At 57.1% G+C, this 15,399-nt stretch carries 17 protein-coding genes; 7 read left to right on the forward strand and 10 right to left on the reverse strand.

Translation table 11 applies throughout. The features are described 5' to 3' along the window. Window positions 1-3: 3 nt before the first annotated feature. Both IMCC21224_RS01100 and IMCC21224_RS01105 read right to left on the reverse strand, forming a co-directional pair. The gene (locus tag IMCC21224_RS01100; protein ID WP_047993772.1) at window positions 4-615 is read right to left on the reverse strand and encodes a sugar transferase; all 612 of its coding nucleotides are present in this window, start codon (window positions 613-615) and stop codon (window positions 4-6) included. Continuing rightward, window positions 612-1,523: an NAD-dependent epimerase/dehydratase family protein gene (locus tag IMCC21224_RS01105; protein WP_369795979.1), complete on the reverse strand. Its 912-nt coding sequence runs from the start codon at window positions 1,521-1,523 to the stop codon at window positions 612-614. The genes IMCC21224_RS01100 and IMCC21224_RS01105 overlap by 4 nt, the downstream gene beginning before the upstream one ends. A gap of 76 nt (window positions 1,524-1,599) precedes the next feature. On the opposite strand from IMCC21224_RS01105, the gene IMCC21224_RS01110 reads away from it, so the two are divergent. Beyond that, a complete protein-coding gene (locus tag IMCC21224_RS01110; RefSeq protein ID WP_231581991.1) occupies window positions 1,600-2,724 on the forward strand; it encodes a polysaccharide biosynthesis/export family protein in 1,125 nt (374 codons plus the stop codon). 264 nt (window positions 2,725-2,988) lie between these two features. Then, entirely contained in the window at window positions 2,989-3,525 is a 537-nt protein-coding gene (locus IMCC21224_RS01115; protein WP_047993773.1) for an isopentenyl-diphosphate delta-isomerase, read from the forward strand. Between the two features lie 62 nt (window positions 3,526-3,587). Here IMCC21224_RS01115 and IMCC21224_RS01120 read toward each other — a convergent pair whose 3' ends face one another. After that, window positions 3,588-4,460, reverse strand: a complete 873-nt coding sequence (locus IMCC21224_RS01120; RefSeq protein WP_047993774.1) for a polyprenyl synthetase family protein — start codon at window positions 4,458-4,460, stop codon at window positions 3,588-3,590. 385 nt (window positions 4,461-4,845) lie between these two features. Here IMCC21224_RS01120 and IMCC21224_RS01125 point away from each other — a divergent pair, with 385 nt between their 5' ends. Continuing rightward, on the forward strand, window positions 4,846-6,057 hold the full coding sequence (locus tag IMCC21224_RS01125; RefSeq protein ID WP_047993775.1) for an MFS transporter: 1,212 nt from the start codon (window positions 4,846-4,848) through the stop codon (window positions 6,055-6,057). Here the strand turns inward: IMCC21224_RS01125 and IMCC21224_RS01130 are convergent. The 3 genes from IMCC21224_RS01130 to IMCC21224_RS01140 are packed head-to-tail and all read right to left on the reverse strand — an operon-like array spanning window position 6,054 to window position 8,343. Next, window positions 6,054-6,647, reverse strand: coding sequence for a Smr/MutS family protein (locus IMCC21224_RS01130; RefSeq protein WP_047993776.1), 594 nt, complete (start codon window positions 6,645-6,647; stop codon window positions 6,054-6,056). The two genes, IMCC21224_RS01125 and IMCC21224_RS01130, sit on opposite strands and share 4 nt — an antisense overlap. Next, window positions 6,644-7,687: a murein transglycosylase A gene (locus IMCC21224_RS01135; protein ID WP_047993777.1), complete on the reverse strand. Its 1,044-nt coding sequence runs from the start codon at window positions 7,685-7,687 to the stop codon at window positions 6,644-6,646. The genes IMCC21224_RS01130 and IMCC21224_RS01135 overlap by 4 nt, the downstream gene beginning before the upstream one ends. Beyond that, window positions 7,684-8,343: a Tim44/TimA family putative adaptor protein gene (locus IMCC21224_RS01140; RefSeq protein ID WP_047993778.1), complete on the reverse strand. Its 660-nt coding sequence runs from the start codon at window positions 8,341-8,343 to the stop codon at window positions 7,684-7,686. The genes IMCC21224_RS01135 and IMCC21224_RS01140 overlap by 4 nt, the downstream gene beginning before the upstream one ends. A gap of 106 nt (window positions 8,344-8,449) precedes the next feature. Between IMCC21224_RS01140 and IMCC21224_RS01145 the strand changes: the two genes are divergently transcribed. Together IMCC21224_RS01145 and secB are read left to right on the forward strand one after the other, a co-directional pair. Then, window positions 8,450-8,965, forward strand: a complete 516-nt coding sequence (locus tag IMCC21224_RS01145) for an FxsA family protein (RefSeq protein ID WP_047993779.1) — start codon at window positions 8,450-8,452, stop codon at window positions 8,963-8,965. Window positions 8,966-9,049: 84 nt separating this feature from the next. After that, the gene (gene secB, locus IMCC21224_RS01150; protein WP_047993780.1) at window positions 9,050-9,556 is read left to right on the forward strand and encodes a protein-export chaperone SecB; all 507 of its coding nucleotides are present in this window, start codon (window positions 9,050-9,052) and stop codon (window positions 9,554-9,556) included. 4 nt (window positions 9,557-9,560) lie between these two features. Here secB and dnaQ read toward each other — a convergent pair whose 3' ends face one another. The 4 genes from dnaQ to IMCC21224_RS01170 are packed head-to-tail and all read right to left on the reverse strand — an operon-like array spanning window position 9,561 to window position 12,262. After that, window positions 9,561-10,250: a DNA polymerase III subunit epsilon gene (gene dnaQ / locus IMCC21224_RS01155; RefSeq protein WP_047993781.1), complete on the reverse strand. Its 690-nt coding sequence runs from the start codon at window positions 10,248-10,250 to the stop codon at window positions 9,561-9,563. Further along, a complete protein-coding gene (gene coaE / locus IMCC21224_RS01160; protein ID WP_047993782.1) occupies window positions 10,243-10,836 on the reverse strand; it encodes a dephospho-CoA kinase in 594 nt (197 codons plus the stop codon). Before coaE ends, dnaQ begins: the two co-directional genes overlap by 8 nt. Beyond that, window positions 10,833-11,666, reverse strand: a complete 834-nt coding sequence (locus IMCC21224_RS01165; RefSeq protein WP_047993783.1) for a shikimate dehydrogenase — start codon at window positions 11,664-11,666, stop codon at window positions 10,833-10,835. The genes coaE and IMCC21224_RS01165 overlap by 4 nt, the downstream gene beginning before the upstream one ends. Beyond that, entirely contained in the window at window positions 11,663-12,262 is a 600-nt protein-coding gene (locus tag IMCC21224_RS01170; protein WP_047996772.1) for a nucleoside triphosphate pyrophosphatase, read from the reverse strand. The genes IMCC21224_RS01165 and IMCC21224_RS01170 overlap by 4 nt, the downstream gene beginning before the upstream one ends. A 550-nt stretch (window positions 12,263-12,812) precedes the next feature. Between IMCC21224_RS01170 and rho the strand changes: the two genes are divergently transcribed. Further along, complete coding sequence (rho, locus tag IMCC21224_RS01175; RefSeq protein WP_047993784.1) at window positions 12,813-14,084, forward strand: transcription termination factor Rho; 1,272 nt, start codon at window positions 12,813-12,815, stop codon at window positions 14,082-14,084. Window positions 14,085-14,103: 19 nt separating this feature from the next. Beyond that, the gene (mnmE, locus tag IMCC21224_RS01180; protein WP_047993785.1) at window positions 14,104-15,387 is read left to right on the forward strand and encodes a tRNA uridine-5-carboxymethylaminomethyl(34) synthesis GTPase MnmE; all 1,284 of its coding nucleotides are present in this window, start codon (window positions 14,104-14,106) and stop codon (window positions 15,385-15,387) included. Window positions 15,388-15,399: the final 12 nt, after the last annotated feature.

Genomic DNA, 15,399 nt, shown 5'->3' on the forward strand with positions numbered 1-15,399 from the left:
TGCTCAGTGCATCGTGACCCGTTTCAGGATCGTGGCCCACATCAGTTTGAAATCCTTGCAGACCGTCCGCTGACCGGCATAGATCAGATCGAGTCGCGCCTTGCGCGGTATGCATTGGCGGCAATAGACTTCTTCTGTGTCCTCGGGTGTCCGGCAACCCGTCAAAAGAACCTCTTCCCTCCGGTGAAAGATGATGGTTGCCAGGCCGGTTATTCCCGGACGTGATCGCAGCACCTCGTGATAAATTTCGGGATATTTCTCGACATAGCAACGCAACGGCGGGCGTGGTCCGACAAAGCTGATATCCCCTCTCAAAATATTCCAGAGCTGAGGCATCTCATCGAGTCGGCAGCGCCGCAGGGTGTGACCGGTCCGCGTGATACGATTCACCTTGTCCCCACCCGAGACACCCGCATCGTTGTCGACTGTGCGCATCGTGCGAAACTTCCAAAGCAAAAATCCGGTGTCCGGCGTTTTCATCCGCTCAGACCGATAAAAAACCGGCCGTCCATCACGGATCAGCACCGTCAGTGCAACCCCAATAATCAGCGGCGACAACAAGACACTCAGTCCAACCGCGAGGATAAGGTCAAAGGCGCGTTTTGCCGGCGTCATTGCTTGGGGCTCCAGCGCTGCCAGTCGGCGACCAGATGTTCCGCTTCTGCGCTCTCAGACGCCAGTGCGCATACAGCCTCGAGGCGCGAAGTGTCCAAAACCACTTGGCGAATAGCCGTTGGCGGTGCATCCCGCCAAACGACTTCGCGGCCAGCGGCACGTGCAATCAGCTCCATCCCCGTAGGGCGCGGCGCGGAAACGTTGTAGACTGACGCCAACTGTCCAACTGGCACCAAAGCCAGCGTTTCCAAAACCTTCCCTAAATCACTCGGTCCAATATAGCTGCGCAATGGGCCGCCCCCTTCCTTTCCACCAAATCTGTCCAGCGTGATGCTGTTGCTGCCACGCATTGCGGCAAAAAGGCTCTCGGCGCCAGCCACATTGCCAATCCTCAACGACACCGGGCGTGGACCTTGGGGATGTGCGGCTGCATAGGCATCCAGCGCAGTCTCCATCGTCAACTTTGCCGCGCCATAGGACGACGCAGGCTTGCATGGATGAACTTCAGTCAATGGCTCAGTCGATTCAGAATACACCGCAGCGCTGGAACAATGCAGCACCCGATCCGCCCCAACCGCCTGCGCCACCCGCATTGCCGTCAGCGCGAGCGTGCTGTTCGCCCCAAGATCTGCGGACGGCCCCGCCGTCACGCCCCAAAGCGCGATGATTGCATCAACATTGGGCAGCACATCCAGCGGCGCACCTGGTGCCCATTGCAAAACGCCCGCCTCGGGCCTGCGGGCCACCGCTGTTATACGCGGACCATCGTCACGCGATTCCCAGCTGGCCCGAACCATACGGCCCACCTTGCCATTCGCCCCCAGAACCAGGACATGTCGGACTTGCGCTTTTTGGGCCACTTTTTGCCGACCTTTGAAAAATTTACACGATAACCGTCTGTCTATCACCGACCTCTCCGGCTAGAAAGATCGTTACAGCAGCCGCTGCCAATCGAGCTGCACAGATATGTTGGGGGACATGATCTTGAGGAACCATTTCCGGTGGCTATTGGTGCTCGCACTGACGCTGGGCGTTGCCGCCTGTAGTTTGCCGCGCGGCGCCGCCCTTCAGTCCGAAGTTCTGAAGGAAGCCGAAGCCGATAACCCGACCTTTGACGTTGTTCCAGTGACACGGGCGAACATGCCCGCGATTGTGTCGTGGCCCAGCACTGGAACTCAGGATAATTTCGGCTGGCCGGGCGGCGGCGATGGCCCCTCGTCTTCCGTCATCCAAACCGGCGATCGCGTCGATGTGACGATCTGGGACAGTCAGGAAAATTCGCTTATCACCAACCCTGCCGAAAAGGCCCGTACCATGTCCGGTCTTGAAGTCGGATCGAACGGCGCAATTTTCCTGCCCTATGTGAACGAAGTCTACGTTCGCGGCCTGACTCCTTCGTCTGCCCGCGCGCGGATTCAGGAAACATTGGAACCGATCGTACCCTCAGCGCAGGTGCAACTGTCGATGACTCCGGGCCTGGGCAATTCGATCGATCTTGTGGGCGGTGTGGCACGTCCGAACACCTACCCGATGTTATCGCGCAATTACAAAGTTCTCAGCCTGATTGCGACAGGCGGTGGCATCAGCCCTGCCCTGCGCAATCCCAAAGTCCGGCTGCTGCGCGGTGGATCAACCTATCAGATCAACGCAACCGACCTTTATGCGTCGAGCGGGCGCAACACGACGTTGCGCCCCCGTGACACCGTAATTGTCGAAGAAGACACCCGCAGCTTTACCTCACTGGGCGCTGCCGGGCGCGAAAGTCTGATCTATTTTCCCAAGGAACAGGTTACCGCGCTGGAAGCAATGTCATTAATGGGCGGGCTGTCAGATGCTCGCGCCGATCCCAAGGGGGTTCTGGTCCTGCGCGAATACTCCTCGCGTCAAGTGCGCTATGACGGCACCGGGCCGGGTCGGCAGCAGGTTGTCTTTACCTTCGATCTGACATCCGCTGACGGCCTGTTTGCAGCACGCAAATTTCAGATCAATCCCGACGACACCGTGCTTGCCACTGAATCGCCAATCACCAAAACTCAGACCATTTTTGCCCTTCTCGGCAGCGGGCTTGGTTTGACGCGACAGGTCACACTGACCTCTAACTCTTTCTGATATCAGGCATTTGTCAGGCCCGAAAAGAATCGGCACATCCTTTGGGATATGCTGATTTGTTGCGTTCTGCTTTCCGGCCTCGCCTTATCGGTCCGGTACCGGATCATCGACAGGTGCATATCGTCGCACAACTTACCCGTAGCCCTTCAAGAAACCGCGTGTGTGAAATCTATGTGACCAGAAAAATCGCCGCCCCCGGTGGTGTATCCGAGGTTCGGGGGCAATAATACGACCGCAGGTCGGCCAACAGCAGGAGACACATGTATGAATATTGAAATTCCTGCCTGGGTGAACGGCACTCTGGTGCCGGTCGACAAGCTCGAGGCGCACGTCAAAGGCCTGCGTCACAAGGCCGTTTCGGTCTTTGTGACACGTGGGACCGAAATCCTTATCCAGCGCCGCGCGATGGGAAAATACCATACGCCTGGCCTATGGGCAAATTCCTGCTGCACCCATCCAGGCTGGGATGAAGCCAGCCAGGAATGTGCTGTCCGCCGTATGAAAGAAGAGCTCGGCATCGTAGGCCTGAACCCGGAATACCGTGACCGCGTGGAATATCGCGCCGACGTGGGCAGCGGCCTGATCGAGCATGAAGTGGTTGATATCTTTGTCGCCGAAGCGCCCGCAGAACTACACCTCGACCCGGACCCGTCAGAGGTGATGGAAACGGCGTGGACCACCTACCCCGCACTTCTGGCGGCGGTCATAGCGTCACCATCAGACTACACCCCCTGGTTGCGGATCTATCTGGACACCTATGCGATTCAGATATTCTCACCCCAAGTTCTCGGTCGCGGCTAAACGCGACTACGCACACGTCTTGGCGCATCCGTTCCCTGACATCGTAAGATCGAGAACTGCAACTAACCCTTGGCGTTGACCGGCTCAACAACAGGGGTCAGGCGTTCAGCCTGCTTGCGCACCATCTCAGCCAACATCGCCTCTCCCGGGCAAGACGGGATCGACGCGATTGCCCCAGACAAGATATCCTTGAGCCGCCGAACCGCGCCATCCATCCCCAGCTGAGCAACCGCATTCGGCCGTCCGTGCAAATCATCCTGCCCGACGGGCTTGCCCAGCGTTTCGACATCATACAATGCATCGCGCAAATCGTCCGCGACTTGAAACGCCTCGCCAATGCGCGCGCCCAACTCGAACCACGGGTCGGGTTCCTGACCTGAGGCCAGCGCCCCCATCTGAGTTGCCGCAATGAATAGCGCCCCGGTCTTGGTTCGGTGATAGGCGGACAGATCTATATTTGTCTCGCTCTCCCATCCCTGACCCGCGCAAATGCCCCCCGGCATGCCAGTCTGCTGCGCCAGCGCCAGCACCAGTTTCATCGCCCGATCAGGCGCCTCAGTTGCCGCACGGGCGAGGGTTTCAAACGCCAGAACGATCAGAGAATCCCCTGTCAGAACGGCCAGAGGTTCCGAAAATGCCCGATGAACCGATGCCTTTCCGCGCCGAATATTTGCATTGTCGAAACAGGGCAGATCGTCATGCACCAGACTGGCGCAATGAATCAGCTCCAGCGCCGCCGCCGCTGCATCCGTAAGGTCCGGTTGATCGTCCCCACAGGCCAGCGCCACAGATATCAGGATCGTCGGGCGAATCCGCGCCCCACCCGGTGCGGTGGCGTAGCTCAGTGCCGATGACAATTGTGCCGGCGCAACCCCGCTCTGACCAATCGCGACCGCCCGCGCTACAGCCGAATCTATACGCGTATTCAGATTCATCAACGAAATCCTCTGGCCGATGCCAAGTCTAGTGTGTGCACTGGTGCGCAAGTCATAGCGGACAGTTGTCCCCGGCAAATAAATAACCATCCACCACGCAAACTGATTTCTGCAACGCCATCGCGCCATTGGGCGATGTCATCACGACCCCATGTCATCGGACTTGGAATGTATTGAACGCGACACCACACGCAGTAGCAAGGGGCCGACATCAGTTCCCCTACATTCAAATCTATCCCGTCCTAAACTGGCGCAATCAGTGACATATTATCTGGTTCGGCCCAGGTCACAGTCGGAATTCGGTACATCGACATTTTGGCCAGTACCAATACTCCGCGTCGTTTCCGCTTGCAGCCCCCGAAACGCCGCGACACAAAAGCGCAGAATGAAGCTATTTCCCTTCCTCCGCACAAATGCACGCTGGCTTGCCGCCGGAGCGATGCTGTCCTTTCTGTCCAGCTTTGGTCAAACCTTCTTTATCGCCATTTTTTCAGGCAAGGTTCGTGCCGCGTTCGACCTAAGCCACGGCCAATGGGGCGGCGCCTATACGCTGGGTACCACAGCGTCGGCAGCAGTCATGGTCTGGGCGGGCGGTCTGACGGACCGCTATCGATCGCGTGTGCTGGGATCTGTCGTACTAAGCGCCTTGGCCGGCGCGTGCTTGTTCATGGCGTTGAATCCCGTGGCCTGGCTGCTACCTCTGGCGATTTTCGGGCTGCGGTTGGCGGGGCAGGGCATGTCGAGCCACATCGCAATCGTCTCAATGTCGCGCTGGTTCATAGCCACACGCGGCAAGGCATTATCTATCGCCGGCCTTGGAATTGCGTTTGGCGAAGCGATCATGCCGGTCACGTTTGTATCGCTGATGCTTGTGCTGGACTGGCGGCTGCTCTGGGTTGTTGCGGCGGTGATCGTCCTGCTTTGTATCCCGATTTTGCGGATATTGTTGCGCGAAGAGCGGACGCCGCAAAGTATGGCCGACAGCGAACAATCCAACGGCATGTCCGGCCGTCAATGGACCCGGAATCAGACGTTCCGGCACTGGCTGTTCTGGATCATGGTGCCGGCTTTGCTGGGTCCGCCAGCCTTTTCCACGGCGTTCTTCTTTCATCAGGTGCATTTTGCCGGTATCAAGGGCTGGGATCACCTGCAACTGGTGTCGATGTTTCCGCTGTATACCGCTGTCGGTGTAACCTCGATGCTCGTGACCGGTTGGGCGCTGGACCGGTTCGGTACATCGCGCGTTTTGCCCTGGTATCAATTGCCCAGCGTCGCTGCATTCTGGCTATTTGCCACTGGCGACAGCATGTCCTCTCTTCTGCTGGGCCTCGTGTTTTTGGGCATGACGCAGGGTGGCAACAGCACGCTACCCAGCGCCTTCTGGGCCGAGTTCTTTGGCACCAGACACCTCGGCTCGATCAAGGCGCTGGGTGCCGCAGTCATGGTATTTGGCTCGGCCATTGGTCCGGGCCTGACTGGCGTGTTGATCGACTCCGGGATCGGTATTCAGGCCCAATACAGGGCCGTCGCTGCCTATTTTGTCCTGTCCACAATCCTGATGGTATTGGGCGTGGGCCGGGCGCGACGTCTGCTTTAGCGCGTCCGACGCAAATAGATGTAGTAGGCGCCGCCGCCACCATGGCGTATATGCGCCTCTTCGATCTGCAAAACCGCCTGGGCAACGGGCGGCATCCGCAACCACATCGGCACCTGCTGTTTCAGCACGCCGCGCCGCCGGGGTGCGGGATCATACGGATCTTCGCGCTGACCTTTGCCGGTGATTATCAAAACCAACCGCAATCCTCGCGTCTGCGACATCAAAACAAAACGGATCAACGCCGGATGCGCCTGATCCAGCGTCATGCCGTGCAGGTCAATCCGGCCCTCTGGTGTCAGCTTGCCGCGCTTGAGGCGCGTGTGCGCCTTTTTGTCCATGGCAACCTTTTCAGCCGCCAACCTTTGGCCACTGGTCTGGGGCAGGGCGCGGGTTTCGGACCGGTTCGGGGTCTTCTGGCCGATTTCGAACCGGGGTAGGGTCGGCACCTCAGCGGGTTCGGGATTGGCCTTTGGTTTGATCGCCTTGGGTCCCAGCGGCGCAAAGCGGTCCCGCTGCCCAAAGGGTTCGGCGCTGCGCGCCACCTGTCGCCACAAATCCAGCTCGTCTTGTCGCAGCCGTCGCCGTGTCACTGCAACGCATCCGGCAACAAGGCATACGCCCGCTGGATTGGCATCAAAACCACAATCCGCCCCGGATCCTTGAGCTGTCCAGCTTTTTGACCCGCCGCATCGCCAGTGCCGATAAAGATATCGGCGCGCTGCGCGCCCTTAATCGCGGATCCGGTGTCCTGCGCGATCATCAGCCGGTGCAACGGTTCTGATCCCGCCTTTTCGATCCAGACCGGCGCGCCAAGCGTGGTATATGCCGGATCCACCGCAATCGACCGCATTGCGGTGATAGATCGATTCATCGCTCCCAACGGACCCTTGTCGGCAGGCACCTGACTAACTTCGCGAAAAAACACATAAGACGGGTTGTGAAGTAGCAATTCTTCGCCCTCGAACGGGTTCCGCCGAACCCAATTCTTGATCACCTGTGCCGAGACCTGATGTGCATCATAGGTGCCACGCCGTACCAATTCCTGTCCGATCGACCGATAGGGATGGCCGTTCGCGCCGCCATATCCCACGCGGATATATCGCCCGTCGGGATAGCGTACCCGGCCAGACCCTTGAATTTGAAGGAAAAATAGCTCAACCGGGTCATCGACCCAACATATTTCCAGTCCGCGCCCAGCCATGGCACCGCCGACCAGAATATCCCGGCGGCTTAGCCATGGGCTGATGGCGCGGGCCTCGGGCGGCATACTGTAAATCGGATAGCGATAGCGCACGGTCTGCACCGGAGAGCCATCAAGCTCGGGTTCGAAATACCCGGTGAAAAGGCCGTCAGTCCCATCTGAAATCTGCACCGGGCGAAAGAACAATTCAAAGAACTGCCGCGCGTTGCCCGCATCATGCGCCAGCGCGCAGAGCGTCACCCAATCAGGTTCGGAAATATCGCCACAAGTGTCAGTAAACACCGACAGTGCCGCAGCGTGATCGTCGTCCGTCCAGCCATCCAGATTGGCAAAGTCGAGGATGGTATGCGTCACCTCGGTCTCTGCGCCGGCCTCGAGACCACACATAGCCAACCCCGCTATCAACGCCGCCCGAAGCGTTCCAGTCATTCGCCCGTGGCGACGAGCTGCCAGTTCGGATCGTCACTGCCCATGTTGCGCGCAAAGGTCCATACGTCTTTCTGCTTCTTGGTTCCAGTGGTGCTGCCTTCGACAATCTCGCCGCTGGCATCGCGCACGACGGACGTCAATTCGCCGACAAAACGCACCGTCAGTTCGCCCAGCCGGGTGGTGTCGTCAAACGTCGCATCGGCAAGCGTCATTTCGCGCACACCGACAAATTCGGCTTCGACGACCAGCCCCTGCGCCGCGCGGGATTCGACCACGCCCGCAAAGCTTTCGTAGACATCGGCATCAAGGAACGGCTTGATCTCGGCCAGATCGCCGCGCTCAAAACTCATCAAAATCATCTCGTAAGCGCCACGCGCACCCGACAAGAAATCTGCAACGCCAAAGCTGGGCTCGGCGCGCTTCATCCGGGCCAGCGCATCGGCTGCTGCGCTGCCTTCAGGCACATGATCGATAATATCGCGATCAGGACCGCCTTCGATCACTTCAAATTCGCGACGCGCAGTTGCGTCGGGACCTTTCTGTGTGACCGGGGGTTTCTCGAACCCTTCGCGTGTTCCCAGAACATTGCGCAGTTTCAGGATAAGAAAAACGGCAACTCCGGCAAGAACCAGCAATTGGATAATCGGAGAGTTCATCGAGACCTCATGTTGGGGCAAACGTTTAAATGCGTCGGTTGATGTCTTATGTAGGTGTTCGGGGTGTCCAAGTCTACTGCGGCCCCTCTGATAGGAGATAAGTGCGATGTGGTTTTTTCTGGCCTTCCTCATGGTTCCACTAATCGAGATAGCCCTGTTCATCCAGGTCGGGTCATTGATCGGGCTTTGGCCGACGCTGGCCATTGTCGTTCTGACCGCCATCCTGGGTACGTCACTGATGCGGTCCCAAGGGGCGCTGGCGATGGCGCAGGTTCGCAGATCCTTTTCGGAACTAGATGATCCCACCGAACCGCTGGCCCATGGAGCGATGATTCTGGTTGCCGGCGTTCTACTCCTAACCCCAGGCTTTTTCACCGACGCCTGCGGCTTTGCCCTGCTGACGCCACCAGTTCGCATTGCCGTTTTCCGCTACCTTAAAGCACGGATAAACGTGCAGAGCTTTCAGATGGGGGCGGGCCCTCAGCGGACGCGTCGAACGTCACGCCCGGGAACCAGCCGAAATGACGTGATTGACGGCGAATTTGAAAAGGTTGACGACTATTCGGACCCGTCCCATCCCAAGCACCCAACACATCAGGGTTCAGGTTGGACCCGGCATTAAACGCCTTTGCCCCTGCGCGGGCATTGAGGCGCGGCCACCGCTCTGATATGCCAAGGTGCAAATTGATCCTGCTGGAGACAGAATATGGCTGATACCAACGCAAATGGCGCCCCTGAACAGGACGCCACTGCGGCTCAGATGAAGATGAACGTCCTTGCGCAATTCATCCGCGATATGTCGTTCGAGAATATCCTCGCTCAAAAGGGCACCGGCGGCGAAATGACCCCGGACGTTCAGGTTCAGGTGAATCTGGATGCGCGCAAACGCAGCCCTGACCACCAGTTCGAAGTGGTGATGAAGCTCAAGATTGACGCCAAGTCCAAAGGCACCACCAGCCAGTTGTTCCTGATGGAGCTCGAATATGGCGGCGTCTTTCACATCGAAAACGTGCCCGAAGAACAGATGCACCCATTCCTGCTGATCGAATGCCCACGGATGCTGTTCCCGTTTGTTCGTCGCATCGTGTCTGACGTGACCCGCGACGGTGGCTTCCCACCGCTGAACCTGGAAACTATCGACTTTGTTTCGCTCTACCGGAACGAAATTGCGCGTCGTCAAGCCGAACAGCAGACCAAGCGCGCAGACGCCTAAACGGTCAACCCTTTGACCAAAGGGCCTTGTCCCCAAGCTTTGCGACAAAGGCGGCATGTGCCGCCTTTTCCGTTTCAGTGATCCGCGAGGGCAGCGGCACCGCGCGTTTTGCCGGCCGCCAGATCCCGATATCCACAGCACCATTCCGTGTGCTCTGATCCTGCGACAAGCCGAAATCCGGCTGTTTGCCGCCGATCATCTCAAGATAAACTTCGGCCAGAATTTCCGAGTCAAGCAGCGCCCCGTGCAAGGCCCGCGACGAATTATCAATGCCAAAGCGACGGCATAGCGCATCAAGTGACGCAGGCGAGCCTGGGAATTTCTGACGTGCAATCGTCAGCGTGTCCAGGGCCTGATCCATTGGCAAAAGTGGCTTTTTCAGCCAACCCAATTCAGCATTCAGGAATTTCATGTCAAACGATGCGTTGTGGATCACCATCCGAGAGCCTCCGACAAACTCCAGAAAATCATCGGCGATGGCGGCAAAGACTGGCTTGTCGCGCAGAAAATCATCGCCCAGCCCATGCACCTGGAACGCCTCTTGTGGCATAGCGCGTTGCGGATTGATGTACTGATGATAGGTTTTGCCGGTGGGCATGTGGTTTAGCAATTCGACGGCGCCAATCTCGACAATCCGGTCGCCTTGCTGCGGATCAAACCCGGTGGTTTCGGTGTCCAGCACGATTTCACGCATTCGATAGCTGCCTTTCGATATCCCTGAGCACAGATTGCACCTGCTGCCGTGCCGCCTCAAGTGTCTCGGTTTCAATCACATAGTCAGATCGCGCAATCTTGTCAGCGACTGGCATTTGCCGCGCAAGGATCAGGTTGAACTGCTCTGCGCTCATCGTGCTGCGGGCAAGGACGCGCTTGCGCTGAATGTCCGGCGCAACGGTAACACAGGCCACCGCGTCCATCTCGCGATCTGCTCCCGATTCAAACAGCAGCGGAATGTCGAAAACGCCGATCGCTTCAGGCATGTCAGCAACAAACGCGGCGCGGTCAGCCTGCACCAGTGGATGTACTATCGCTTCGATCTGGGTGATGGCATTCGGGGTTTCCGAAATAATCTGGCGCAGTGCGGCGCGGTCCACGCTGGCGTCACTGATTGCAGCCGGAAACAGAGCCTGTATAGGCCCAACAGCTGCGCCGCCTGCGGTATAAAGCCGATGCACCGCCGCATCTGCATCCCAAAGGACGCAGCCTCTATCGACAAACATCGCGGCTGTCGTCGATTTCCCCATCCCGATAGAGCCGGTCAACCCGAGTCTAAACCTCATCCGAGAACGGCGGCTCGGGCCGCGGCGTCCACTTCGGGTCGATGCCCAAACCAGCGTTCAAATCCCGGAACCGCCTGATGTAGCAACATTCCGACACCATCCACAGTTTGGCAGCCCTGATCTGCCGCGACACGCAAAAGACGGGTCTGCAACGGCGTATAGACCAGATCGGCCACCAAAGTGCCGGCGCGCAACCCATCAAGAGGCACCCGCATCTCAGGTTTACCCACCATACCCAGCGAAGTGGTGTTCACAACAGTGGCGGCATCCTCAAACACGTTGCCGGCTTGAACCCATTCGACCACACGAACCCGGTGGCCAAAATCTTCGCGCAACTTATCGGCGCGAATGCGCGTGCGGTTCGACAGCCTGATCTCGGGTACACCACTGTCCAATAGTGAGACAATGACAGCACGCGCTGCGCCGCCAGCCCCAAGCACGACGGCAGGGCCAGACGCAGGTTGCCAATCCGGCGCATTCTGGCGCAGATTCTCCATAAAACCGTAGCCGTCAGTATTGTCGGCATGGATCTTGCCGTCCGCGCGAAAGATCAATGTATTCGCCGCGCCGATCAGCGTGGCGCGGTCAGTGACCAGGTCCGCCAGTTCCAACACGGCTTCTTTATAGGGGATTGTCACGTTAAGGCCGACAAAGCCCAGCTCGGGCAACATCCGTAACGCCTCGGCCAGTTTTTCTGGCGCGACTTCCATCGGGATGTAATGCCCCTGAATGCCATAGGTCCTTAGCCAGTGACCGTGCAAGCGCGGAGATTTTGAATGGGCGATCGGGGCGCCAAGGACACCCGCCAATGGGATCCGATCTGGTCTCATGAGGGGAGGGTTCCTTTCAGGACAAGATAGTTGAGCAGCTCAATCAGCGGCAGACCGAGAATGGTAAAGTGATCGCCTTCGATCCGGCTGAACAGGCGCACACCTTCTTCCTCGAGCTTATAACCGCCGACAGAATGACGAATACTATCCCAGTTCCGCGCAAGATAGGCATCGACATAGGCGTCAGAGAGCCCTCGCATGTGCAATCTCGCCTGGCCAACATGACGCCAAATAGGCTGACCATCTTCGATCAGCACCACAGCCGAGAGCAGGTTGTGACGCTGCCCCTGAAGACGGCAGATCTGGGCACGCGCCTCAGCCGGATCACGGGGTTTGGCCATGACCTCGCCGTCGATCGCCAAAACCTGATCGCAACCAATCACCAAGCTGCCCGGCAACTTTCTGCTGATTTTGTCGGCTTTGAGTTCGGCCAGCGCATCGGCAATGTCGCGCGGCGACGCATTCTCGGCAACGAGAGCGTCGCGTACAGCGTCTTCGTCGATTCGCGGACGTTCGATTCGGAACGGAACCTGCGCTGATGACAGCATTTGAGCCCTGATCTGCGATCCCGAAGCTAAAATGATCTCCTGTGGCATGTGGAGAAACCCGTTGATATCCCTATGGAGCGTCTGCGTCTGCTTCTGGGGAAAAAGCCCCGCGATTGCAAGCCGGGGGATAAACATATGAGTCGTCCCAGACATTGCTCCGGCTTTTCCTTTGGGGAAAAGGATAACCTAGATCAAGGTATAATCATCAAAATTGAAAGTTTTGCTTGTGGTTATCCACAGCCGTAAGATCGTTAACTTTTCGTTAATCTTTCTTAAAACAAGGGATTTTTAGAACCCACCAAAACTCACGCCAGAATAATCCCAAAACCTATACACAGGTTTGAGAGCTTGGGATAACTTGCGCGCAACAGACTAATCCACAGAAAGAGCGATCCCTTAACCTTCATCATCTCTTTTCTAAAATATCATTAATTTAAGATAGCAAACCGTCCCGGCCAGCTTCACCCATGCAGGTTTGCATGGCATTGACTTGAACGGCCGAGATGCCTAGATAGCCAGAACTCTTCCGTCCGGAAGACGCATTTTCCCACTGACTAAACTGAAATGACCCCAATTTACGGGCTCATGAGGATGTCCCATGATCATCGAAAAACTGAATCTTGCTGATCTCAAGGCGCAGAGCCCCAAAGATCTTTTGGCTATGGCTGAAGAGCTGGATATCGAGAACGCCTCGACCATGCGCAAAGGCGAGATGATGTTCCAGATCCTGCGCGAGCGGGCGGATGAAGGGTGGGAGATTTTTGGCGATGGTGTGCTGGAGGTTTTGCAAGACGGGTTCGGTTTCCTGCGCTCTCCCGAGGCGAACTATCTTCCGGGCCCGGATGACATCTATGTTTCGCCAGAAATGATCCGAAAGTTTTCGCTGCGCACCGGAGATACCATTGAGGGTGAGATCAAAGCACCAGAGAATGACGAGCGGTATTTTGCCCTGACCGACGTGGCGAGAATCAATTTTGAAGATCCGGAAAAGGCGCGTCACAAGATCGCTTTTGACAATCTGACGCCGCTCTATCCTGACGAACGATTCAAGATGGAGATCGAAGATCCGACCATCCGCGACCGCTCGGCCCGGATTATCGACTTGGTGGTGCCGATCGGTAAAGGCCAGCGGGGCCTGATCGTTGCGCCGCCGCGGACCGGTAAAACTGTGCTGTTGCAGAACATCGCAGCGAGCATCGAACATAACCACCCCGAGGTCTATCTGATCGTCCTGCTGATTGACGAACGTCCCGAAGAGGTGACGGACATGCAGCGGTCAGTAAAGGGTGAGGTTGTGTCCTCGACCTTTGACGAACCGGCGACGCGGCACGTGGCTGTATCGGAAATGGTGATCGAAAAGGCGAAACGCCTAGTCGAGCATAAACGAGATGTTGTTATTCTTCTAGACTCGATCACAAGACTTGGTAGAGCGTTCAATACAGTGGTCCCATCTTCGGGTAAGGTTTTGACCGGTGGTGTGGATGCAAATGCATTACAAAGACCTAAGCGGTTCTTTGGCGCTGCGCGGAATATCGAAGAAGGTGGGTCGCTGACCATCATAGCAACCGCGCTGATCGATACCGGTAGCCGGATGGACGAAGTGATCTTTGAAGAATTCAAAGGTACCGGTAACTCTGAAATCGTTCTGGATCGCAAAGTGGCCGACAAGCGCGTGTTCCCGGCGATGGATATCCTCAAATCTGGAACCCGCAAAGAAGAGCTGTTGGTGGACAAAGGTGACCTGCAAAAGACCTTTGTTCTGCGCCGCATCTTGAATCCGATGGGTACGACGGACGCTGTCGAATTCCTGATTTCGAAGCTGAAGCAGACCAAGTCCAATGCTGAATTCTTTGACTCCATGAATACCTGATAAAACTAACGAGGGCAGTATGGAGACCATCTTTGCTCTGGCTACGGCTCAGGGAAAATCTGGCGTAGCCGTCGTTCGGGTATCTGGGTCCTTGGCGTGGTTCGTGGCGGGAAAGATGGGTGGATCGTTGCCATCGCCGCGTGTCGCCGCATTGCGGGTGTTAAAAGCGTCGGACGGCGGGTTTCTGGACGAAGCACTGGTCCTTTTGTTCGAGGAGGGACGAAGCTTTACCGGTGAGCAGGTCGTCGAATTTCACTTGCATGGATCAGTAGCTGTCGTGCGCGCGGTTCTGTCTGAACTTGGGAAGTTTGACGGTATTCGCCAGGCGGAAGCCGGGGAATTTACACGCCGCGCGCTGGAAAATGGGCGGCTTGATCTGACACAAGTCGAAGGTCTCGCTGATCTAATCGAATCCGAAACCGAGGCCCAGAGGCGGCAAGCGCTTCGGGTTCTTTCAGGTGATTTGGGAAAGCGAGTGTCATCCTGGCGACTGGATTTGATTCGCGCCGCTTCGTTGCTAGAGGCGGTGATCGATTTTGCCGATGAAGACGTACCAGTTGACGTGACCGATGAAGTTCTTGAGCTGCTTGCGTCAGTGTTGATAGGCGTCCGGCAGGAACTGCAAGGGTTTTCGGGAGCCGAGAGAATTCGCTCGGGCTTTGAAGTCGCAATTGTCGGGGCTCCAAATGTTGGTAAATCCACATTGCTGAATGCCCTGGCTGGACGTGATGCGGCCATAACGTCGGATATAGCTGGGACCACACGAGATGTTATAGAAGTACGGATGGATATCGGAGGGTTGCCTGTTACCTTGCTGGATACAGCGGGCTTGCGGGACACAGTGGATGAAATTGAAGCTTTGGGCGTCGGGCGTGCACGGGCTCGGGCGGCAACAGCGGATCTTCGGGTTTTTTTGGTTGAGCCAGGGCAGGCGCCAGACATGACGCCAGAAAAGGATGATCTGGTTATTCAATCCAAGGCAGATCTTCGGGTTGATGGACTGGGCGTCTCGGGGTTGACTGGGGTTGGACTGACTCAGTTGATTTCAGATATTCAGGCGCGGCTTTCTGGTCGGATCGGGCAGACAAGCCTAATTACACGCGAACGTCATCGCGTCGCGCTGCGAGAAGGGGTAGACGGACTGGAGACGGCGATGCAAGTAGTCGGACGGGGTCCAAATGAGTATGATATCGCGGCAGAGGAAGTCAGAATCGTGATTCGACGACTTAGCTCGCTTGTGGGTCATGTAGACGTTGAATCGCTATTAGATGAGATTTTTGCCAGCTTCTGTGTTGGTAAGTGAGGAGTGTTTCAC

Origin of the sequence: Puniceibacterium sp. IMCC21224, from assembly GCF_001038505.1 — a bacterium.
In the GTDB taxonomy this organism is placed as follows: Bacteria; Pseudomonadota; Alphaproteobacteria; order Rhodobacterales; family Rhodobacteraceae; genus Puniceibacterium.